Origin of the sequence: Collinsella sp. 4_8_47FAA, assembly GCF_000763055.1 — a bacterium.
In the GTDB taxonomy this organism is placed as follows: Bacteria; Actinomycetota; Coriobacteriia; order Coriobacteriales; family Coriobacteriaceae; genus Collinsella.
Window position 1 is genome coordinate 23,677 of the sequence record NZ_KN214136.1, and the last position, 21,684, is coordinate 45,360.

Annotated in this window: 18 protein-coding genes and 1 pseudogene; 11 read left to right on the forward strand and 8 right to left on the reverse strand. The window is 60.3% G+C overall.

All coding sequences use genetic code 11. The features are described 5' to 3' along the window. Window positions 1–193, forward strand: a pseudogene (locus HMPREF9463_RS11150) (IS30 family transposase); the annotation flags it as partial. Window positions 194–501: 308 nt separating this feature from the next. On the opposite strand, the gene HMPREF9463_RS06470 reads toward HMPREF9463_RS11150, so the two are convergent. Both HMPREF9463_RS06470 and HMPREF9463_RS06475 read right to left on the reverse strand, forming a co-directional pair. Further along, window positions 502–2,301, reverse strand: a complete 1,800-nt coding sequence (locus HMPREF9463_RS06470; RefSeq protein WP_052044126.1) for a C69 family dipeptidase — start codon at window positions 2,299–2,301, stop codon at window positions 502–504. A gap of 410 nt (window positions 2,302–2,711) precedes the next feature. After that, window positions 2,712–3,629: a diacylglycerol/lipid kinase family protein gene (locus HMPREF9463_RS06475; protein WP_035137914.1), complete on the reverse strand. Its 918-nt coding sequence runs from the start codon at window positions 3,627–3,629 to the stop codon at window positions 2,712–2,714. A gap of 98 nt (window positions 3,630–3,727) precedes the next feature. Here HMPREF9463_RS06475 and rnd point away from each other — a divergent pair, with 98 nt between their 5' ends. From rnd to HMPREF9463_RS06510, 7 genes are all read left to right on the forward strand, one after another. Further along, window positions 3,728–4,861, forward strand: a complete 1,134-nt coding sequence (gene rnd, locus HMPREF9463_RS06480) for a ribonuclease D (RefSeq protein ID WP_035137916.1) — start codon at window positions 3,728–3,730, stop codon at window positions 4,859–4,861. Between the two features lie 64 nt (window positions 4,862–4,925). Continuing rightward, window positions 4,926–5,630, forward strand: coding sequence for a zinc metallopeptidase (locus HMPREF9463_RS06485; RefSeq protein ID WP_035137918.1), 705 nt, complete (start codon window positions 4,926–4,928; stop codon window positions 5,628–5,630). A gap of 115 nt (window positions 5,631–5,745) precedes the next feature. Further along, window positions 5,746–7,197, forward strand: a complete 1,452-nt coding sequence (gene xseA, locus HMPREF9463_RS06490) for an exodeoxyribonuclease VII large subunit (protein WP_035137919.1) — start codon at window positions 5,746–5,748, stop codon at window positions 7,195–7,197. Between the two features lie 42 nt (window positions 7,198–7,239). Beyond that, window positions 7,240–7,506 (forward strand): exodeoxyribonuclease VII small subunit, encoded by a 267-nt coding sequence (xseB, locus tag HMPREF9463_RS06495; RefSeq protein WP_006234311.1) that lies wholly within the window; start codon window positions 7,240–7,242, stop codon window positions 7,504–7,506. 49 nt (window positions 7,507–7,555) lie between these two features. Continuing rightward, window positions 7,556–7,891 (forward strand): histidine triad nucleotide-binding protein, encoded by a 336-nt coding sequence (locus tag HMPREF9463_RS06500; RefSeq protein WP_035137921.1) that lies wholly within the window; start codon window positions 7,556–7,558, stop codon window positions 7,889–7,891. A 147-nt stretch (window positions 7,892–8,038) separates the two neighbouring features. Next, complete coding sequence (locus HMPREF9463_RS06505) at window positions 8,039–9,217, forward strand: acetate/propionate family kinase (protein ID WP_006234305.1); 1,179 nt, start codon at window positions 8,039–8,041, stop codon at window positions 9,215–9,217. Window positions 9,218–9,379: 162 nt separating this feature from the next. Next, a complete protein-coding gene (locus HMPREF9463_RS06510) occupies window positions 9,380–10,558 on the forward strand; it encodes an acetate/propionate family kinase (protein ID WP_035137923.1) in 1,179 nt (392 codons plus the stop codon). 98 nt (window positions 10,559–10,656) lie between these two features. Here HMPREF9463_RS06510 and pta read toward each other — a convergent pair whose 3' ends face one another. After that, window positions 10,657–11,637, reverse strand: a complete 981-nt coding sequence (pta, locus tag HMPREF9463_RS06515) for a phosphate acetyltransferase (protein ID WP_006234296.1) — start codon at window positions 11,635–11,637, stop codon at window positions 10,657–10,659. Window positions 11,638–11,868: 231 nt separating this feature from the next. On the opposite strand from pta, the gene glf reads away from it, so the two are divergent. Both glf and HMPREF9463_RS06525 read left to right on the forward strand, forming a co-directional pair. Further along, window positions 11,869–13,071 carry a UDP-galactopyranose mutase gene (gene glf / locus HMPREF9463_RS06520; RefSeq protein WP_035137924.1) on the forward strand — a complete coding sequence of 401 codons (1,203 nt, stop codon included), beginning with the start codon at window positions 11,869–11,871 and terminating at the stop codon, window positions 13,069–13,071. After that, a complete protein-coding gene (locus HMPREF9463_RS06525) occupies window positions 13,064–14,095 on the forward strand; it encodes a glycosyltransferase family 2 protein (protein ID WP_035137925.1) in 1,032 nt (343 codons plus the stop codon). The genes glf and HMPREF9463_RS06525 overlap by 8 nt, the downstream gene beginning before the upstream one ends. Window positions 14,096–14,467: 372 nt before the next feature. Here the strand turns inward: HMPREF9463_RS06525 and HMPREF9463_RS06530 are convergent, their stop codons facing one another. The 5 genes from HMPREF9463_RS06530 to ppk1 all read right to left on the reverse strand — a co-directional run bounded on the left by HMPREF9463_RS06530 (window position 14,468) and on the right by ppk1 (window position 20,672). Continuing rightward, window positions 14,468–15,469, reverse strand: coding sequence for a P1 family peptidase (locus HMPREF9463_RS06530; RefSeq protein ID WP_035137926.1), 1,002 nt, complete (start codon window positions 15,467–15,469; stop codon window positions 14,468–14,470). Between the two features lie 100 nt (window positions 15,470–15,569). Then, window positions 15,570–16,151 (reverse strand): Maf family protein, encoded by a 582-nt coding sequence (locus tag HMPREF9463_RS06535; RefSeq protein WP_035137927.1) that lies wholly within the window; start codon window positions 16,149–16,151, stop codon window positions 15,570–15,572. Beyond that, window positions 16,148–16,690, reverse strand: a complete 543-nt coding sequence (locus HMPREF9463_RS06540; RefSeq protein WP_035137928.1) for a DJ-1 family glyoxalase III — start codon at window positions 16,688–16,690, stop codon at window positions 16,148–16,150. Before HMPREF9463_RS06540 ends, HMPREF9463_RS06535 begins: the two co-directional genes overlap by 4 nt. A 158-nt stretch (window positions 16,691–16,848) precedes the next feature. Further along, the gene (gene rlmD / locus HMPREF9463_RS06545; protein ID WP_084591820.1) at window positions 16,849–18,177 is read right to left on the reverse strand and encodes a 23S rRNA (uracil(1939)-C(5))-methyltransferase RlmD; all 1,329 of its coding nucleotides are present in this window, start codon (window positions 18,175–18,177) and stop codon (window positions 16,849–16,851) included. 86 nt (window positions 18,178–18,263) lie between these two features. After that, complete coding sequence (ppk1, locus tag HMPREF9463_RS06550) at window positions 18,264–20,672, reverse strand: polyphosphate kinase 1 (RefSeq protein ID WP_035137930.1); 2,409 nt, start codon at window positions 20,670–20,672, stop codon at window positions 18,264–18,266. Window positions 20,673–21,219: 547 nt separating this feature from the next. Here ppk1 and HMPREF9463_RS06555 point away from each other — a divergent pair. Then, window positions 21,220–21,684, forward strand: a 465-nt coding sequence (locus HMPREF9463_RS06555) for an arginine deiminase family protein (RefSeq protein ID WP_035137931.1), incomplete at its 3' end; no start/stop codon positions are given.

A 21,684-nucleotide genomic window follows, 5' to 3' on the forward strand; every position in this document is an offset into this window, starting at 1 on the left:
GAACTCCGAGCCGAGGGGGGCGCTCGGGTTCCTGACGCCGGCGCGCGTGCTGCGGATGGCCCTCGGGGAGGACGCCTCCGCCCTCATGGACGCGTTCGGGATAGAGGAGCTGGCGCCCGGCGAGCTCGACCTCACGCCCGGCTGCATCGAAAGGGCCAGGGCCGCGAGGGGCGAGGGGCCGCTGGCGGGATAGGCGGCGGGCCGGGACATGGGCCGGAGGGCCCGTTGCGCTGAGTCCGGAACGGCTGCGCGGCGGGCTGGCGGAGCATGCGGCGGCGGCATGGGGGCACCGGACTCCACAGCCCCTCCACCTGCGGAAACGAAGTGATGGCCAGGTGCCGGGAGCTATTTCCGCGTTGCGCTAGCTGCGGAAACGCGGGGTCCGTTCAGGCTGTTGCGTTGAGATTGAAAATCAACCGGCGTTTCCTGCCGGTCAAAAGGGCAGGCTGAGCGGGCGGGATGACTCATGCGACCCCGCCCGTCTCTCGGAACGTGAGGGTCTTAGGCCTTCTTGCGACGATAGAGCACGAAGCCGCAGACACCGATGATGACGATGGCGCCAACGGCCATGGCGGCCATGTTGTTGCCCTCGGACTTCTCCTCGGTCGCCTCTTCCTCAACCTCGGGCTCGGCAACGTCCTCATCGGAGAGGGCCTCGTCGGCGTAGGTGATGGACTCGACCAGGCAGTCGTTGTCGGCATCGTAGTCACTCGGGACGAACTCCTCGGAGAAGTCGCCCTCCTTGAGGTAGTCGCGCATCTCCTCGAGCATGGCCTTGCACTTGACGTAGGTGTTCTTGGTCGCCGCCTTGCCGGCCTTGTTGGCCAGGGCGGTGCGGGCCTCGGTGTCCTTGGCGGCCTGCATGGCCTCGTCGACGGTCAGGTTCTGCTCAATGAGCTCCTTCTGCAGGGCGTCGAGATAGGCGCGGACGCCGGTGGCGCAGCTGTCGCGGTTCTCATAGGCAAGCGTGTTGATGTCCATGAGAACGTAGTTGATGGAGTTCTTGGGCTCCTCGTTGTTCACGACGTCTTCCTCTTCACAGTGATCAAAGGAGACATCCTGATCGCTGAAGTAGGGGCTGACCTCGGTGAGCAGTGCGGAATAGAGGGGGATAGCGACGGAGAACTCGGCGTTGGAGAGCATCTCCCATTGGATGGTCGCGATCTCGGGGTCCATGCCGTGACGGATCTGGAAGGTGTGGATCTCGGTGTTGCGGTTGGAGCCGATGGCATAGGCGCCGTCGGTGTTGGCGTTGAGGCCGGCGACATTCTCGCCGCGAGCGGCGAAGGAACGAATCATCTCAAAGGTGTTCCAGTCGGACTTGCCGGGCGTAAAGAACAGCGGCTGCATCTCGTGGACCAGGGCGCCGGTCGTCGCACGAGCGTCTTCGCGCTCGTCCTTGACGATCTCGTAGTCGGTGCCCTCGGCAAGCGGAGCCATGAAGTAATCGCGGCCCTGGACATAGCGCGACCACTGGTGCATACCGGCCTCGCTAATCTCCTCGCCGTAGGTCTTGGCGACGTCGAACTTGCCGTCGGTGTACTCGGCAAAGCCCTTCTCCTTAGGCATGGACTCGATGCCCTCGGAGTGGAGGCAGTTCTCGGTGTCGTCGAGGTCGACGTCATAGGTGAGGTTGCCGATGTTGGGGTTGAGCGAGGCGATATCGTCGGTGAGCCTCATGGCAATCCACTGATGGCCGGAAAGCGCTGCAAACAGCCAGGTCTCGTTGTTGTCGGCGATGATGATCTGGTCGTTGGAGCAGACGCCCTGCTCGTCAATCAGGTTGCCGAGGAGCTCGACACCTTCGCGGGCCGTGGCACTCTCGCCTAGAATGACGCTGGCGTAGTTGTACTCGCCGATGCCGGTCTCCTCGGTGACGGGGTCGGCTTCCTCTGCCTTCTCGTTATAGGAGGTGCTCAGCGTGGCAGAGCAGGAAACGCCCTTCTCGTTGATGCCAGCCTCGGAATATGCGTCGTAACGATCTTCCCACTGAGAGGGGTTGTCGCGAACGAAGGTGTAGCGGTAGGTTGCGCCCTTGGACTTGTATTCAAAGCCGGACTCGACCGAGGTGTACTTGCTGCCGTCCTTGTGTGCGGGCTCGATGCCAAAGTGCTTGACGTAACGCGGGCCGAAGTCCTCGGAGCGGCCGTAGTACGTGTTGCCGTCTGCCGTGAGCTGGCTGCCCATGTAGATTTGGGTGCAAGCGAGCGCCGAAGTCGGCATAGCCATAATGGCCGCTGCTCCAAATGCAAGGCCGCAGCCAAGCTTCTTGAGCGTGTTGACAGGATGAGTAAACCTCATGATCCCTCCCAACTGTTGAAACCCCGCGAAATCGTACGGAGCTTCAGCTAATAAATACATCTACTAGCCTAAAGGAAGTTTAAAGAGTATTCATTCGACAATAGCTTTTACTCGATGAGCGTGAAGAAATATACGATGAGCGGATAATAATACTCATTATATGGCTTTAGTTAAATAAAGGCACCCTGCATTTACTATAGCTGAATAAAGCGCCAGACAGTGCTCAAAAAGGAAACTCTCCCGCTGTTTAGGATTTGCATAAACAACGGGAGAGTCGATAACTGGATGAATATCATACCAATGTGGATTTACTTCTTTCGGCGGTGAATCACATTGATGGCGTAACCGACGAGCATGGCCAAGACGATGACGATAAAGCCAATCAGGGGATTGTCGTTCATGGGGTCCTCCTATTTTCCGAGCGGTGAAAATTCGTCGACGATAAGATCGAGGCATTGCGGCAGTGCGCGGGCGCCAAAGACGCCGGAGTTGCTGGAGATGATCTCGCCATCGAACTGCATGCCCAACGATGGCGTGCAGGTGATCTTGGCTTCCTTGGTCTGGATGATCTTAAACTGCGGACGGCCGAGCAATTTGCCAGCGGGGTCGAGCGCGGCGGTAATTACCGTGGGGAGCAGCTGCACCGTGCGTACGGGCTCAATAACGACGATGTCGACCATGCCGTCGTCCATGCGGCAGTTAGGGAATAGGTTGATGTCGTTTTGGATGACCGAGGTATTGCCTGCCATGCAGCAGATGCCGTCGAGCTCCTCGACAATGCCGTCGTGCTCAATGGTGAAGTGTGCCACCGTGGGGTTGGGCGTAGCGAGCGCGGAGAGGAAGTAGGCGATCTCGCCAATGTCGTTTTTGGTGGGAGCGGCCTTCATCATGATCTCGGCGTCGAAGCCCGAGCCGGCGATGATGATAAAGCCGTGGCGCTTCTCGTTGCCGTTCTCGTCGAGCCAAAAGAGCTCACCCATGTCCACCTTGACCGTGCGGCCGGCGCGGCAAGCCTTGGCGAGTGCCGCCGCCTCGGGGGCATTGCCGATGTTGTTAAAGAACAGGCAAGCCGTGCCGGAGGGGAAGACGAGCGTAGGGACACCGCACCCGCGCATCTGGTCGAGCACGTTGGAGACGGTGCCGTCGCCACCCGAAACGACCACGCGATCGAACTCACGAACGTCCTCTACCGCGTCCTCGGGCTCCATGCCATCGCCGATAAAACGCATCACGACTTCGTCGCCGCCCTGTGCAAGGGCGTGCGTGAATGCGAAGATTTCATCGGAGCTGGGACCCGATGCCGGGTTGTGGATGATAAGGCAGCGCATACTTACGTTCCCGTTCTGTGACTAACCGAGTATAGTTGTAGAGCAATGCCGATATCCTACCCGTGTTTTTCGGGCCTAACCTTATTCGATGGGTTGATATGTACATTTCCACACATCAGGCTCTGGTCGACTTTTGCCAGCGCGCCCGCGAGTTCGACGCGATCGCCGTCGACACCGAGTTTTTGCGCGAGCGCACGTTTCATCCGCGCCTGTGCCTGGTCCAGATTGCCACCCCCGCCGAGAGTGTCGCGGTCGATCCGCTGGTGATCGACGACCTGTCTCCCCTGGCCGAGCTTATGGCTGACGAGGGCGTGGTCAAGGTGTTCCATGCTTGCTCTCAAGACATGGAGGTTATGCTCCATACCGTGGGCGCACTGCCGCGACCGATTTTTGACACGCAGGTTGCCGCCGCCTTTTTGGGCGAGCGCCAGCAGATTTCGTATGGCGCGCTCGTTCAGACGTTCTGCGGCGTATCGCTGCCCAAGACCGAGTCGCTGACCGATTGGTCGCGCCGCCCGCTGAGCGATAAGCAGATCGAGTACGCGATCGATGACGTCAAGTACTTGATCGTCGCCTATACCGAGATGATGAGCCGTCTGCGCGAGCTAGGCCGCGTGGACTGGGTGCTCGATGAGTTGCGCCCTCTGGCCGACGAGTCGCACTACCGTGCCGATCGCCATGAGGCGTTCCGCAAGGTCAAGCGCATCAACTCGTGTAGCCGCCATCAGCTGGGCATTGCGCGCGAGCTTGCCGCCTGGCGTGAGGACCGCGCTGAGCGGCGCAACATCCCGCGCAAGTGGGTTATGTCCGACGATACGTTGTTGGCCCTGGTTAAGCGCAATCCCGTGCGTGTTGAGGAGTTCCGCAGCATTCGCGGTACCGACCAGCTGGGAGAGCGCGACGTGGACGGCGCGTTGATGGCCATCAAGCGCGGCGCGAGTTGCCCGCACGATCGTCTGCCGCTCATGGTGCGCGGGCATCGCCAGATTTCGCCGGAGCTTGAGAGCGTGACCGACCTTATGTATGCGCTTATTCGCCTAGTTGCCGAGCGCTCGGGCGTGGCGACCTCGGTCATTGCCTCGCGCGATGACCTGGCCGACTACATTGAGCATCCTGAGCAAAGTCCCCTGCGCGAAGGCTGGCGTTTTGAGCTCGTGGGCTCGCGCCTGGACGATCTGCTCTCGGGCAACATGGGACTCACCGTGAAAGACGGCAAAATCGAGCTCCTGTAGGGAAGCCTAGCCGCTTGAGTGGGTAGAATGCCTCCAACGTGTAACTCGATTCGGAGGAATTCGCATGCCCTATTACTATGGTTACGGCTTTGGCATCGACCCGCTGTACCTGCTGGTTGTTCTTGTTTGTACAGTGCTTGGTCTTGCGGCGCAGAGCTATATCAACTCGACGTACAAGACCTGGTCCAAGGTTCGCTCGGACGGCGACACGGGTGCCACGGTCGCTCGCCGCATGCTCGACGCCAACGGTTGCAACGCCGTGGGTATCAAGGGCGTGGCTGGTGAGCTCACCGACCACTACAACCCGCAGGATAACAACCTGTATCTCTCGGACGCCAACCGTTCGGGCGGGTCGGTCGCAAGCGTTGCCGTCGCCTGCCACGAGGCGGGCCACGCCGCCCAGCGTCAAAGCGGTTACGCCATGATGAAAGTGCGCACCGCCCTGGTTCCGGTCGTTAACTTTACCCAGAACACCTGGACCATCGTGTTGCTCTTGGGCCTGTTTATGAACATTGCCGGGCTCACGACCCTCGCGTTGATTTTCTTCTCGTTTAGCGTGCTGTTCCAGCTCGTTACGTTGCCGGTCGAGATTGACGCTAGCCGACGTGCCGTGGCGTACATCGAGCAGTCGGGTATGAGTTCCAAGCAGGTCAACGGCGCCAAGAAGGTGCTGACGGCGGCCGCGCTTACCTATGTGGCCGCAGCGCTGACTTCGATCATTCAGCTGCTCTACCTTATGGTTCGCTACAACAGAAACTCCGATCGATAACAAATTGGGTCGTTGGGCGCCGCGGGGATTCGTGTCCCCGCGGCGCTGTACTATGTGTTGGACTTGAATTTGCGCAGGGCCGGAGCCTTTGTGCACGATAACGAAAGGAGGCTGCGTGGCAGGCTGGAATCTAACCGGCAATGCCGTTTCCGCCGAGTTTGACGGTTCGGACGAGCAGGAGCGCAAGGAGCTCAGCGTGAGCCAGGCGGTGGAGATCGCCGCCGGTGCGCTCGATGCCATTCCGCAGCTGAGTGTCCTGGGCGAGGTCACGGGCTTCCGTGGCCCCAATGCCCGAAGCGGCCACTGCTATTTCCAGATCAAGGACGATTCGGCCGCCGTTGACTGCATCATTTGGAAGGGTGCCTATCTCAAGCGCACGTTCGATCTGCGCGACGGCATGCAGGTGAGCTTTAAGGGCAGCTTCAATCTCTATAAGGCTACGGGCCGCATGAGCTTTGTCGCTCGCTCGTTTTCGCTGGCGGGGGAGGGCCTGCTGCGTCAACAAGTGGCGCAACTGGCCGAAAAGCTACGCCGCGAGGGCCTGATGGACGAAGCGCGCAAGCGCCGCATCCCGGTGTTCTGCTCACGCGTGGCGGTCGTCACCTCGCTTTCGGGTGCCGTAATCGATGACGTCAAGCGCACATTGCGTCGTCGCAACCCGCTTGTCGAGCTCGTTTGCGTGGGGGCTAAAGTTCAAGGTGAGGGCGCGCCGGCAGAACTCATCGAGGGCTTGCGCCGCGCCGCTTCCATTACGCCAGCGCCCGACTGCATCTTGCTGGTGCGCGGCGGCGGCTCCTTCGAGGACCTCATGACCTTTAATGACGAGGATCTTGCCCGCGCTGTGGCGGCTTGTCCTGTGCCCGTGGTGACCGGCATTGGCCATGAGCCCGATACCTCGATTTGCGACATGGTGAGCGACCGCCGCGCCTCCACGCCAACGGCAGCGGCGGAATCGGTGGCACCGGCTATGACGGAGCTGGCCGACGTGCTCGAGGCGCGCCATCAGCGTCTGGGTGCCGCGATGGCATCGATGATTGGGTCGGATCAGGTCGATCTGGAAATGCTCGACCAGCGCGGTCGTCGTGCCTGGGACACCTATACGGCCCGTCTGGGCGATGCACTCGATGCCGCCGCATGCCGCCCGTGCCTCAACGACCCAACGTTTATGGTCGAGCGTCGCGAATCGGAGCTTGCGCTGACTGCTGATCGCCTGTCGGGCGCCATAGCTCGCTCGGTCGGGACATTCCGCTCCAACTTTGAGCGCCTGCCCGAGCGCTTGATTGCAAGCACCTCGGGGCTCGATGGCAAGCGCCATGCGCTCACGCTTGCGAGCTCCCGTCTGGAGCATCAGGGGCGCACGATGCTCAGCAAACCCGTGTCCGACCTGGGCCGTGCGGCAGCCTCACTCGATGCCCTGTCGCCGCTCAAGGTGCTTGCCCGTGGCTATTCCATCGCGTACAGCGATGATGGGGTGGCTACGAGCGCCAAGACCTTTAAGCCCGGCGACGCCATACGCGTGCGCATGGCAGACGGCAACGTGGCGGCAACGGTCGATACGGTCGAGTAGGTCGCGTTTCACAGCGATAAACCTTTAGGAAAGGAAACAGATATGGCAGAGAAGACCCCGGTTGAGCAGCTTACGTACAAGCAGGCCTCGCAGGAGTTGGAACTCATCATCCGCAGCTTGGAGTCGGGCGATATGGAGCTCGAGGAGTCGCTCGAGAGCTACACGCGCGGCGTCGAGCTCCTCAAGAGCCTACGCACCCGCTTGTCCGATGCCGAGCAGAAGGTCTCGGTGCTCCTTAAGGACGTCGACGGCAACGACGTGCTCGCCGACGGCGAAGCCGCCAACACCGACGACAACCTCTCGTTCTAACCATTCCGACCAAATATAATTACCTTGGTCTGCGAGAAAGGAACCAACCATGTGTGATTGCATCTTCTGCAAAATTGCCAACCACGAGATCCCCTCGACCGTTGTCTATGAGGACGATCAGGTCATCGCGTTCGACGACCTCAATCCCCAGGCGCCGGTCCACACGCTCGTGATCCCCAAGAAGCATTACAGCGACATCGCCGACAACGTGCCCGCCGAGACCATGGGCGCCATGGCTCACGCCATCCAGGAGGTCGCTAAGGCCAAGGGCCTGGAGGACGGTTTCCGCGTCATCTCCAACAAGGGCGTCAACGCCGGCCAGACCGTCATGCATTTCCACATGCACGTCCTCGGCGGCAAGAACCTGGGCGAGAACCTCATCTGAGGACGCTTCTTCCGCGCAATGAAACGGAAGCTCTGGCACCGATAACTTATATATCAACGCAATAAACCCGAGCGCGAGGGCGTTTGGGTTTATTATTGAAGCGTATGTAACCTGGCGGCGCCACACCGCCTGTTAGTAGGGAGACACATGAACGTTCTGGTCGTCAACGCAGGATCTTCGACCCTTAAGTATCAGGTCATCGATACCAAATCCCACAAGGTGTCCGCAAAGGGCTCCTGCGAGCGCGTCTGCTTTACCGGCGGTACCTTCACCCATGCTGCCAACGGCTCCAAGAAGGTGACCGAGAACATCGAGTTCCCCGACCACAAGGTCGCCATCGAGGTCGTCCTGAAGGACCTCGAGGCCAACGGCGTCAAGATCGAGGGCATCGGCCACCGCATCGTTCAGGGCGGTTGGTACTTTGGCGATTCCTCCCTCGTCGACGAGGACGTCCTCGCCAAGATCCGCGAGGTCGCCCCGCTGGCGCCGCTGCACAACAACCCCGAGGCCAACGTTATCGAGTACTGCCTGGAGCAGTATCCCGACCTGCCCAACGTCACGGTCTACGACACCGCTTTCCACTTCAACATGCCCGAGGTCGCCAAGACTTACGCCCTGCCCAAGGATGTTTGCGACAAGCTGCACATCCGTAAGTACGGCGCCCACGGCACCAGCTATCGTTACATCTCCAAGAAGGTCGCCGAGATGACCAACGGCGAGGCCCGCAAGGTCGTTGTGTGCCACATCGGCTCTGGCGCTTCCCTGTGCGCCATCGAGGACGGCAAGTGCATGGACACCACTATGGGCTTGACGCCGCTCGACGGTGTCATGATGGGCACCCGCTGCGGCTCCATCGACCCGGCTACCGTGTGCTACCTGCAGCGCGAGGGTGGCTACACCTTCGACGAGGTCGACGAGATGATGAACAAGAAGTCCGGCCTTTTGGCTGTGACCGGCGGCAAGACCAACGACTGCCGCAACGTCGAGGAGCTCGCCGCTGCTGGTGACCCCGAGGCTCAGCTCGCCTTCGACATGTTTGTCTACAAGATTGCCGCCAAGGCTGCCGAGATGGCCACTTCCATGTGCGGCATGGATACCCTGGTCTTTACCGCTGGCATCGGCGAGCACGCTCCGGCCGTCCGCGCCGGCGTGGCCGACCGTCTGGCCTTTATGGGCGTCAAGATGGACCATGCCCGTAACGCCCTGCGTGGCGACGGCGCTTGGTGCCTGTCTGCCAAGGATTCCAAGGTCAAGATCTTCGTCATCCCCACGGACGAGGAGTTCATGATCGCTTCCGACGTCGAGCGCATCGTCAACGGCAAATAATTGCAAGAGGGGGGGGCTGGACGACCGAGTGCCGTTCAGCCCCTCCTTTGCGCTCGCTGGGCGATATTCTGATAGCTATTTATCAAGATATGATAACTTCTTATTAAAATGCGGCCGCCTTAAGGGGTCTGCGTCGACCGTATTGCACTGCAAAGGAGTCTCATGAACGTACTTGTTGTCAACGCCGGCAGCTCAAGCCTTAAATATCAGCTTTTGGATACCGATACCCGCGAGGTTTTCGCCAAGGGCAACTGCGAGCGTATCGGATCGGACATGGGCATCTTCGGCCACTCCGAGAACGGTGGCGCCAAGCAGACCGAGGAGGTTCCTTTCCCCGATCATCGCTCTGCTATCGCTCGTGTGCTCGAGGAGCTCGAGAAGACCGACTTTACGATTGATGGCATTGGGCATCGCATCGTTCAGGGCGGCTGGCACTTCGATGATTCCGCGGTCGTCGACGACGAGGTCATGGCCAAGATTCTCGAGGTAGCCCCCTTGGCTCCGCTGCACAACTACGGCGAGGCCGCGGCGATTGAGTATTGCCGTGAGAAGTATCCTGAGCTGCCCAACGTCGCCGTTTTCGACACCTCGTTCCACATGACCATGCCCGAGGTCGCCTACACCTACGCCCTGCCCAAGGACGTGTGCGACAAGTACCACGTGCGCAAGTACGGCGCGCACGGAACGAGCCACCGCTACGAGTGGATGATGGCCAAGGAGATCCTTGGCTCGCGTTGCCACCGCCTGCTCTCGTGCCATTTGGGCAACGGCGCTTCGCTCGCCGCCATCGAGGACGGCGTGTGCCGCGACACCACGATGGGGCTCACGCCGCTTGACGGCCTGATGATGGGAACCCGCTGCGGCTCCATCGACCCGGCTACCGTGTGCTACCTGCAGCGTGAGGGCGGCTACAGCTACCAGGAAGTCGACGACATGATGAACAAGCAGTCTGGTCTGCTTGCTATCTCGGGTATCTCCAACGACGCCCGCGACATCCGCACGCGCGCCTCCGAGGGCGACGAGCGCTGCCTGCTCGCCTTCGATATGTTCGCCTACAAGGCCATGCAGCAGGCCGGCTCCATGATCGCTTCCATGGCGGGCGTGGACACCATCACCTTTACCGCCGGCATCGGCGAGAACGACTGGTCGATCCGCAAGGCCTTCTGCGACTGCTTTGAGTGGCTGGGCGTGCGCATCGACAACAACAGGAACCGCGAGGCCGTAGGCAACGGTCCTCAGGTCATCAGTGCTGCCGGTTCCGCCGTCACGGTCATGGTCATCCCCACCGACGAGGAATACATGATCGCCCACGACGTCGAGCGTCTGACCAAGAACAACTAACGCGCGCATTTGCAAGTAAACGAAAGGCCTCCAGAGCAACAGCTCCGGAGGCCTTTTTGCTAGCAGGTGGAAATTCCTGTCCCGAGGGGATATGTCCGCTACTCAGCCATCTGAGCCTGGACGGCGGTGATGGCCACGACACCCACGATGTCGTCAGCAGAGCAGCCGCGCGACAGATCGTTGACCGGCTTGGCGATGCCCTGCAGGATGGGGCCGTAGGCGTCGGCGCCGGCGAAGCGCTGGACCAGCTTGTAGCCGATGTTGCCGGCCTCGAGGTCGGGGAACACGAGCACGTTGGCCTTGCCGGCAACGGAGGAGCCGGGAGCCTTGAGCTGGGCGACGGTGGGGACAATAGCGGCATCGAGCTGCAGGTCGCCGTCGATGGCGAGCTCGGGAGCCTTCTCCTTGCAGAACTTCACAGCCTCCTGGACCTTCTTGGCGACCTCGCCGCCAGCGGAGCCCATGGTGGAGTAGGAGAGCATGGCCACGTGCGGCTCAACGTTGCCCATGAAGGTGGACCAGGAGTGAGCGGAGGCGATGGCGATCTCGGAGAGCTCGTCGGAGGACGGGTTGATGTTGAGGCCGCAGTCGGCGAAGATCAGCGTGCCGTCGGTGCCGAACTGCGGGGTGTCGGTGCACATCACGAAGAAGGCCGAGACCAGCTTGGTGCCCGGGGCGGTCTTGAGGATCTGAAGTGCAGGGCGCAGGGTGTCGGCGGTGGAGTGGCAGGCGCCGGAGACCAGGCCGTCGGCGTCGCCCATCTTGACCATCATGGTGCCAAAGTAGGTGGCGTCCATCACCTGGGCGCGAGCCTGCTCGATGGTAACGCCCTTCTTGGCGCGGAGCTCAGCAAACTTCTGCGCATACTCCTCGTGCTTCTCGGCATTGCGCGGGTCGATGACGGTAGCGCCGGGAACGTTGATCTCGTCGGGGTTGCCCAGGATGACGATCTTTGCCAGGCCCTCCTCGATGATTTTGGTGGCCGCGACGATAGTGCGCGGATCCTCGCCCTCGGGCAGGACGATCGTCTTAAGGTCGGCCTTGGCGGCAGACTTCATACGGTTAAGGAAATCGCTCATGTTACTCCTTACAAGCGTTTCGCTAAGCTCCAGGCGCCTGACTGCACACGAATAAACCCGCTGCTAGCGGGTTTAACTTTCAATAATGTACGCCGCGGTGCTTGAGCTTTCCTTGTGTGGCAAGCTCATTATAGGACGCATTAGCGCTATAATCGCTCTGATAAATATGTCTCGAAGAATGTTCGAGAAAAGCCCAGCTAACGAGCCCGTGGCTTTTGACAAGGAGTATCGATGCAGATTACCTCAGGCCTGCCTGAAGGCTTTAACGCCGGCGCATATGACATGATTGTCGTCGGTGCCGGATATGCCGGTGCCGTTTGTGCCCGCCGTCTCGCCGAGACCATCGGCTATCGCGTTGCCGTTCTGGAGCGTCGTAGCCACATCGCGGGCAACGCTTACGACTGCGCTGATGAGGCCGGGATCCTTATCCACGAGTACGGTCCGCACATCTACCACACTTTTAACGAGCGCGTCCATAATTTCCTGTCGCGCTTTACCAAGTGGACGGACTATCAGCACAAGGTGCTCGCCAACATCAACGGTACCCTTATGCCCGTGCCCTTTAACCACGCGAGCCTCAAGCTCGCCTTTGGCGATGAGCGCGGTGAGGAGCTGTATCAGAAGCTCGTGGAGACCTTCGGCAAGGACGTCAAGGTGCCAATCATGGAGCTGCGCAAGAAGAACGACCCGGATCTTGCCGAAGTCGCCGATTACGTCTATGAGAATGTCTTTTTGCATTACACCATGAAGCAGTGGGGCCAGACGCCCGACCAGATCGACCCGTCGATCACCGGCCGCGTTCCCGTTTTTGTGGGCGACGATGACCGCTACTTCCCGCAGGCTCCCTTCCAGGGCATGCCGCAGGACGGCTATACCGCGCTGTTCGATCACATGCTCGACCACGATCTGATTGATGTGTTCTGCGATGTGGACGCCCGCGACCTCTTCGAGATCGACGAGACCACCGTCAAGATCGACGGCAAGGTCTATGGCGGCGAGATCGTCTACACCGGTCCGCTCGACGAGCTGTTCAACCTCGACCTGGGCGCTCTGCCGTACCGTACGCTCGACATGAAGTTCGAGACGCTCGATATGGACCAGTTCCAGCCCGTGGGCACCGTCAATTACACCACGAGTGAGGATTACACGCGTATCACCGAGTTCAAGAACATGACTGGTCAGGTTCTGCCCGGCAAGACCACCATCATGAAGGAGTATTCCAAGGCCTATACGCCCGGCTCGGGTGAGACGCCCTATTACGCCATTCTGGAGCCCGAGAACCGCGAGCTCTATGAGCGCTATCTTGAGCGCGTCCAGAACCTGACGAACTTCCACCCGGTGGGTCGCCTGGCCGAGTATCGTTACTACGATATGGATGCCGTGACCAACTCCGCCCTCGATCTTTCGGATGAGATTATCGCCTGCCATGCATAAAGTCATATCATTCGGTATTCCCTCGTATAACGCCGCCAAGGACATGGACCATTGCATCACCTCCATTCTGGAGGGGAGCAATTACGCCACCGATATCGAGATCATCATCGTCGATGACGGTTCCAAGGACGAGACGGCAGCCAAGGCCGACGAGTGGGAGACACGTTATCCCGGCATCATCCGCGCGGTGCATCAGGAGAACGGCGGCCACGGCATCGCCGTCCTTTCGGGCTTGCGTGAGGCGCAAGGTACCTACTACAAGGTCGTCGACTCGGACGACTGGCTCGATGGCGCAGCCCTGTCGACCATGCTTTCGATCCTGCGCGGTTTTGAGGAGCGCGACCAGCGCGTCGACCTCTTTATCTCGAACTATGTGTACGAGAAGGTTTACGAGGGTACGCATAGCGCTATTGGCTACAAGTTTGCCCTGCCGCGAAAAAAGATCTTTACCTGGGACCAGATTGGCCATTTCCGTCTGGACCAGAATCTGCTCATGCACAGCCTGTGCTATCGCACGGATGTGCTGCGCGCGTCCAATCTGCCTATGCCGCCGCACACGTTCTATGTAGACAACATCTACGCCTACGTGCCGTTGCCGCGCTGCAAGACCATGTACTACGCCGACATCGACCTCTATCGCTACTTTATCGGTCGCGAGGGCCAGAGCGTCAACGAGGCCACGATGGTCAAGCGTCTGGACCAGCAGTTCCGCGTGACGCGCATTATGATGGAGTCGTTTCACCTGTACAGCGATGTCGAGTCGTCGCGTCTGCGCTCGTACATGATGGGCTATTTCACCATGATGATGGCAATCTGCTCGGTGCTTACCAAGCTTTCCGACGAGGATTGTGCCGACGAGCGCCTGAAGACGTTGTGGACTGATCTGAAAGCCTATGACGAGCGTATGTATCGTCGTGCACGCTACGGTGTGGTCGGCTTCTTCACCAACCTGCGCGGCCGTGCCGGTGACAAAACCACACTCGGCCTATACCGTCTTGCCTCAAAGATCTTCAAATTCAACTAGCTGCTGAGTATTCGCTGCTGATAGGTTGAATGGGCCCCTTGGCCTTTAGTTTGCTACTGCGAACAGTCCTGCTCGCACGGAAAGCACATTAAGTGCTTTCCGGCTCGTGCGGAACTTGTATCAAACTAAAGGCCAAGGGGCCTCTGCTATAAGAATTGATTGTCAGGTTATTTGAATTTGAAGATCTTGGACGCGCGGTACACAGGGGCCTGGGCTGAAAAGAATCTGATTGGTAGGTTGTCCGGTGGGTCTTGGTTATGTTTGTCGCGAGTTCCGCACGAGCCGAAGAGCACTTAATGTGCTCTTCGTGCGAGCCAGGACTGTAGAGCAGCAAACATAACCAAGACCCACCGGACAACCGGACGAGCTAGTTTACTTCGCGGCGCCGGGGATGCCGTGGGAGGTTTTGGCGGTTTTGGCTCCGTTTACGATGGCGGTTTCCAGGGCCCTTACGGCGAGCATGCCCAGCAGGTCTAGGGGAACGGCGGCGCTTGCCTGGGCACCCAGTTTGCCGCTGGCGAGGGCGTAGATGGTGTCGCCGTCGTTGGTGGTGTGTGTGGGGCGGATGGCGTGCGCGTAGGCATCTGCTGCCATCTGGGAGACCTTGGTGGCCTGGGCCTTAGTGAGCTCCACGTTGGTGACGATGCAGCTGATGGTGGTGTTGGTGCGATCGAGCGGCATCTGCATAGAGCCTGCGGCGGCAAAGGCGGCGAGCTCCATGTCGACGATCTGGTTGCTATCGGCTGTGGCGCGCATGCCGGCGACCCACTCGCCAGTGGTCGGGTCGATGACGTTGCCGCAGGCGTTGACCGAGACCACGGCGCCCACCTTGACGGGACCGAGTGCCACGGCGGCAGCTCCAAGGCCGGCCTTCATGCAGGTGGCAGGCCCCATGAGCTTGCCTACGGTGGCGCCGGTACCGGCGCCCACGTTGCCTTGCTCGAGCGTGGCGGGGGTGTGGTCGAGCGCCTCGCGCACGGCGGCGATACCGGCCTCAATGTCGGGTCGCACTGTGGAGTCGCCAAAGGCAAGGTCGAAGATACAGCTGGAGCACACGATGGGCACCTGCGTGGGGCCGACGGGCAGACCGATACCGCGGCTCTCGAGTTCGCGGGCCACGCCGCTTGCGGCTTCGAGGCCAAAGGCCGATCCGCCCGAAAGGCAGACGGCGTGGACCTTATCGACGGTGTTCTCGGGACGCAGCAGGTCGGTCTCGCGCGAAGCGGGAGCGCCGCCGCGTACGTCAACGCCGCCGGTGGCACCCTCGGGCGCCACGATTACGGTACAGCCGGTGCCAGCCTCCTCGTCCGTATGGTTGCCAAAGCAAAAGCCATCGACATTGCAAACATCGATGGCTTCGAGCAGCGTGTCCATATTTTCTCCTATCGGTTTTCCGCCGGGCCTTATACCCGGTCGGGATCCGTACGGTACGGCAAAATTGTAGGCGCTGAGGGATGCCCAGCGCCAGATGCAATTACGAGAGTTTTTGAATCGCGCGTGCGACGCGAGCGATGGGCAAGCCCACCACGTTGTAGAAGTCACCCGAAATGTCGTGCACAAGCATGCGGCCGCCTGTGCCCTGGATGCCGTAGGCTCCGGCCTTGTCCATGGGTTCGCCGGAGGCAACATAGCGCTCGATTTGCTCTTCGGTAAGCTCATAGAACGTCACGTCGGTCACATCGACAAACGACAGGCTCTCGGCGGCATGCGGAGCTGTAGCGTCGCCGGCTTTAACGATGCAGACGCCGGTTGCGACCTGGTGCGTGCGGCCCGAAAGCTCACGGAGCATGGTGTGCGCCTCGCCCTCGGTTGCCGGCTTGCCCAGAATCTTGCCGTCAAAGGTGACGATGGTGTCGGCCGCGACCGTCAGCTCATTGGGCTCGGCATGCTCGGCAGCAACGGCAGCCGCCTTGGCGCGTGCCAAGCGCTCGACAAGCGTGAGCGGGGCCTCGCCATCAAAGGGCGTTTCGTCGATATCCGCGGGAATCACGTGAATGCTGTAGCCGGCCTCGCGCATCAGCTCTATGCGGCGCGGCGATTGCGAAGCCAAAATCATAGTTGGATGCCCTCGGCGACCTTCTCGACGGCCTTGTCGCCAGCGAGCGTGCGCAGCAGCTCCAATGCAAAGGGGAGTGACTGTGCCATGCCGCTGGCAGTGATGATATTGCCGTCTTGCGTGACCTTCTCGCCGGTATAAGTGCCTTCGGGGAAGCTCTTCTCAAAGCCGGGGAAGCACGTGGCGCGGCGTCCCTCGAGCAGGCCAAGCTCGCCCAGGATAAATGGGGCGGCGCAGATGGCGGCGACGTGCTTGGTCGCGGCGAACTCGCAGACCACGTCGCAGACGCGCTGATCTGCGCGCAGGTTGGTGGCACCGGGCAGGCCGCCGGGCAGCACGACGCAGTCGTACTCGTCAAAGTTGATCTCGTCAAAGAGGGCATCGCAGGTCACGGGAATCTGCAGCGAGCTCACAACCTCGCGCGTGGGCATAATCGAGACGAGCGTGGCACGCACGCCGCCGCGACGCATGACATCGACCATGGTCAAGCATTCAATAGTTTCAAAGCCATCGGCGGCGAGAACGGCAACGCTGGGCATAAGGGTTCCTTTCATAGGGCGGCATACAATTAGCCGTCTTATACCCCGAAGACATATGCTTGCCACGCTCGATTTCCCAATGTTTAAAAAGGGACGGGGATTAAATAATCATTCGGTACAAATTGATTATTTAATCCCCGTCCCAGAAAAATCATCAGCTAGTTGCGCTTGAGGTGGACGACGGTTTCGCAGTGGAAGGTTTGCGGGAACAGATCGACCGGTGTGATCTTGACGGGGGAGAAGGTGCCTTCCTCGACAAAGCGCTTAAGGTCGCGTGCCAGGGTGGCAGGGTCGCAGCTCACATAGGCGACATCGCGCGCACTCGTGCTGGCGATGAGGTCGATGGCCTCGGGCGCCAGGCCTGCGCGCGGCGGGTCGACCACCAAGACATCGGCGTCCTGGTCGGGGAACTCGCGCACGGCATCGCCGCCGATGACGTCGACGTTGTCGAGCTTGTTGATCTCGAGGTTACGGCGCAGGTCGCGCACGGCCGGACCGTAGGCTTCGACGGCGGCAACAAAGTCGCAGCGGCGGGCGAGCGGCAGGGTAAAGGTTCCGGCACCGCAGTATAGGTCCACGGCCAGCTCGTCTTCCTGCGGGTCGAGGGCGTCCATAACGAGCTCAATCAAAATCTCGGCGCCTTTGGTATTGACCTGGAAAAACGACGGGGCAGATAAGCGCATCTGGCCTTCGGCGATATTCTCGGTCCACGAGCCCTCGCCGGCGAGCATCTCGACTTTGGAGACACGGCGGGCTTTCTTTTCACCCTTGCTCATTACGCGCACTACGCTCGTAGGGTGTGCGGCATCTGGCAGCACGCGCGAGACCTGTGAGCGCGGGAAGGAGCCTGTGGGCGTCCAAAGCGCGACCTCGAGCGCCTTGGTGCGACGCGAAGCGCGAATGCCCACGCGCTCCAGACCCAGGTCGTGGCTGCCGCTCAGATAGTTGAGCGCGCCGACGACCGACTTGAGTGCCTTGGGAAAACGTTTATCGAACAGCGGGCACGAATCGACGGTCACGATCTTGCTGGGATCGACGCCGTGCATGCCAAGGCGCACACGTCCGTTAACGAGGGTGGGCTCCAGCTCAATCTTATTGCGGTAGCCCCAGTCATCCTTGGTGTGGCGGATGGGCTGGACAAGTTCGTTGACCTGGTCGGGGGTGAACTTGCCAATGCGCTCGAGCGTGGAGCGCAGGTTTTGCTCTTTGGCGGCAAGCTGAGCGGTGCGCGAGAGGTTGCCCCACGAACAACCGCCGCAGATGCCCACGAAGGGGCAGGGAGGCTGAATGCGATCGGGGCTCGGCTCCAGAATCTCAGTCGTGCGGGCACGCATAAACGACTTGCCGTCCTGCACGACCTCGACTTCGACGGTGTCGCCTGCCACGGCGCCCTGCACAAATGCGGCCTTGCCGTTGTCGGCATGTGCCAGACCGTCGGTGCCGTACGTCATCGATTCTATGGTGAGCTTCATATTCCTGCCTGCCATTCGCGGTTTTGTTCGCAACCATGGTAGCAGGGAAAAGCGCCCCGTATCTGGGGCATTCCTCAAATACGGGGCGCTTCTACAAACGTCTATTTCGTCTTGCCGGTAATGAGCGTCTTAAGGCCTAGGCCGATCAGGCCCAGACCCATGCGCACACGACCGGGGCGATGGCGCTCGATGGTCTTGGTCGCGCCAGCGGGCTTCTTGCGACGGGCACTCGTCTCGGGCGCGGGCTTAGCTGCCTGCGGCTCGGGCTGAGATGCAGGTGCAGGCTCGGGCTCAATGACGGTCGCCTGGACCTCTTGGACCTTGGGTGCTACCGGCTGCGGCTCGGGCTCGGGGGCGGGTTTTGCCTCAATGACGGGCTCGGGCGCGGCCTCGGCGTTGCGATAGGCACGCTCCAGCAGAGCTTCCTGCGAGTTGAAGGGTTTCTCGTCCTCTTTGCGCTCCACGGGAACCCAGGTGCCGTCACTCGTCAGCCTGCGTGCCTTCACGTTGTCGCGCAGCTGCATGTCCATGTACTCGTGCACCAGGGCGCGGCAGGTGGGGTCGAGCACGGGGAAGGCGATCTCCACGCGGTGCTCGGTGTTGCGCGTCATCATGTCTGCCGAGCTCAGGTAGATCATGTCCGAGTCCACGCCAAAGGCATAGACGCGCGCATGCTCCAGAAAGCGTCCGACGATGGAGCGAACGTGCACGTTCTCGGTCTTGCCGGCAACACCCGGCTTGAGGCACGAGATGCCGCGGATGATCATGTCCACGCGCACGCCGGCACACGATGCCTCGGCAATCTTGTCGATGACCTCGCGGTCGGTAAGCGAGTTGAGCTTAAAGAACACGCGGGCGGGCTCGCCGACGAGGGCGCGCTGAATCTCGCGGTCCAGACCGCGCATGATGAGCGGCTTGAGGCCCACGGGCGCCACGCCCAGGAAGCGGTAGTCGCCGCGCAGGTTGCCCAGCGACAGGTTACGGAAGAACAGGTTGGCGTCCTCGCCGATGCCGGGATGCGCGGTCATGAGCATAAAGTCGCTGTAGAGCTTGGCCGTCTTCTCGTTAAAGTTGCCGGTGCCCAACAGCGTGAGCCGGGTGAGCGCCATGCCCTCGCGATAGGTGAGCTGGCAGATCTTTGAGTGGCATTTAAAGCCCTCGGAGCCGTAGATGACGGTGCAGCCCGCCTCTTCCAGGCGTTCGGCCCATTCGATGTTGTTTTGCTCGTCAAAGCGGGCGCGGAGCTCCATGAGTACCGTGACCTCTTTGCCGTTTTCGGCAGCATCGATGAGCGACTCGCACAGGCGGCTCTGTTTGGCCACGCGGTAGAGCGTGATGCGCAGCGAGATGCACTCGGGGTCGTAGGCTGCTTCGTGCACCAGGTCCAAGAACGGGTTCATGGCCTCGTAGGGGTAAAAGAGCAGCTTGTCGTGTTGCAGCACCTGCTCGCGTATGGAGCGGGCCATATCGATGGTGGGGTTGGGCTGCGGCTTAAACGGCGTAAAGAGCAGCTCGTTGCGTAGATGTTCGGGAATTTTGCCCTCAATGCCAAAGACGTAGCCCAGGTCAAGGGGGATATCGCAGGTAAAGACCGAGCGGCGAGAAAGCTCGAGCGCCTTGCGGATGGTCTTGAGCGTTGGCTTTTCGAGCGAGCCCGATACGGCGAGCACCACCGGCTGCAGGCGCAGGCGCTTCTTGAGGATGCGCTTCATGTGCTGGCGGTAATCCTCTTCCTCCTCGACGCCCTCGCCGTCCGGGTCGATATCGGCATTGCGAGTGACGCGGATCAGCGCGCGATCCAGCGGCTTATAGGAGCCAAAGCAGCTGTCCAGGCAGGCGAGGATGACGTCCTCGAGCAAGATGTAGGAGTAGGTGCCGGTGGGCGAGGGGATCTCGACCACGCGGTTCATCGAGGCGGGAATCTCGATAAGGCCCAGCAGGCTCTCCTCGTCAGTGACGCCATCTAGGCCGCAAGCCAGATAGAGCGCGCCGTTGCGCAGGTTGGGGAAGGGGTGGCGCGGGTCAATGACCAGCGGTGAGATAACCGGCGACACGTAGGCCTGGAAGTAGCGGGTTACAAAGGTGCGTTCCTCGGGCGTAAGCGAATCGATGCGGGCGCGGTGAACGCCCAAGGTGTCGAGTTTGCCCTCGATGCTCTTAAAGATGGACTCCCAACGGGTAAGGAGCCCGGGCAGCTCGGCCATGACAGCATCGACCTGTTCGGAGGCGGTCATATTGCTCTTGTTGTCGACAGGCTGTTTTTTGAGCTCTGCCAGATCGGACAGGCCGCCCACGCGCACCATAAGGAATTCGTCGAGGTTGGACTCGAAAATCGACACGAACTTTAGACGCTCGAACAGCGGAACGGTTTCGTCGAAGGCTTCGTCAAGCACGCGGTTGTCAAAGCGCAGCCAGCTAAGTTCTCGGTTTTGCGTGTACGAGAAGTCGCGCGGCGGCTTGCGCAGCTTAGCGGCGGCTTGCTTTTTTTCGATTTTGCTCGGCATATGCATCTGTCCGTTCAGTCCCCGCAGGGGACGGTAGCCTAACACTATTCCCTATTGTCTCAATTTAGTCGACCTATGGCACGGACGTATCGCGTGAACGGTATCTTTACCTACTTCTTACGCTGACAAGCCATAGGACTGACGCCCTGCTGTCCGCAAACGGTCTATATCCTCTCTCGACTGGTACGTAAGTGTGAATAAGAATGATAGATAGCTGAATATCATCGAATACAGGCAGAAACGTAAACAAGCGTCATTTATATGCATAAAACTGATTTAGCTATGCAATTTTCAATCAAAAGTTTAGAGACGCGATTGTAAATGGTTTTTAAGAAAAAGAGCGTTTACCTTAGAAAAGTTACTTTAGAACGCCGAAGTGCATTATGGGGGAATCATAGGCGATATACCGTTCATCGCACTTTGTTGACCGTTCGGGGGCGAGGTGGAATTGCGGGTAGAATTTGGATATAAATAGAGCTGTCAGCAAGCAGCGCCCGTTACGGAAGGGCGCTGAGAGATTCGGCCGAAAGGCCCGAAAGAAAGGTAGGAGGCCATGACGAAAGGTCTGCACGTGCCTTCCGAGATCGGCAAGCTCAGGAAGGTCTGCCTGCACCGTCCCGGCGACGAGCTCCTCAACCTGCCGCCCGACGAGCTCGAGCGACTCCTGTTCGACGACGTCCCGTTCCTGGAGGTCGCACAGCAGGAGCACGACACCTTCGCCCAGATCCTGAGGGACCAGGGCGTGGAGGTCCTCTACCTCGAGAACCTCGTCGCGGAGGTGTTCGACCAGGTCCCCGGCGCCCGCGCCGAGTTCACCGACCAGTACATCGCCGAGGCCGGCATCCGCGGCCAGCACATGCCGCAGATCGTCCGCGAGAAGCTGGACTCCATCGAGGACAACCTCGAGTTCGTCAAGAAGACCATGGCCGGCATGACCAAGTCCGAGATCGACATGCCCCTCACGGCCTCCACGACCCTCGACTCCCTGGTCAACTCCGAGTCCGAGTCCGACCTGATC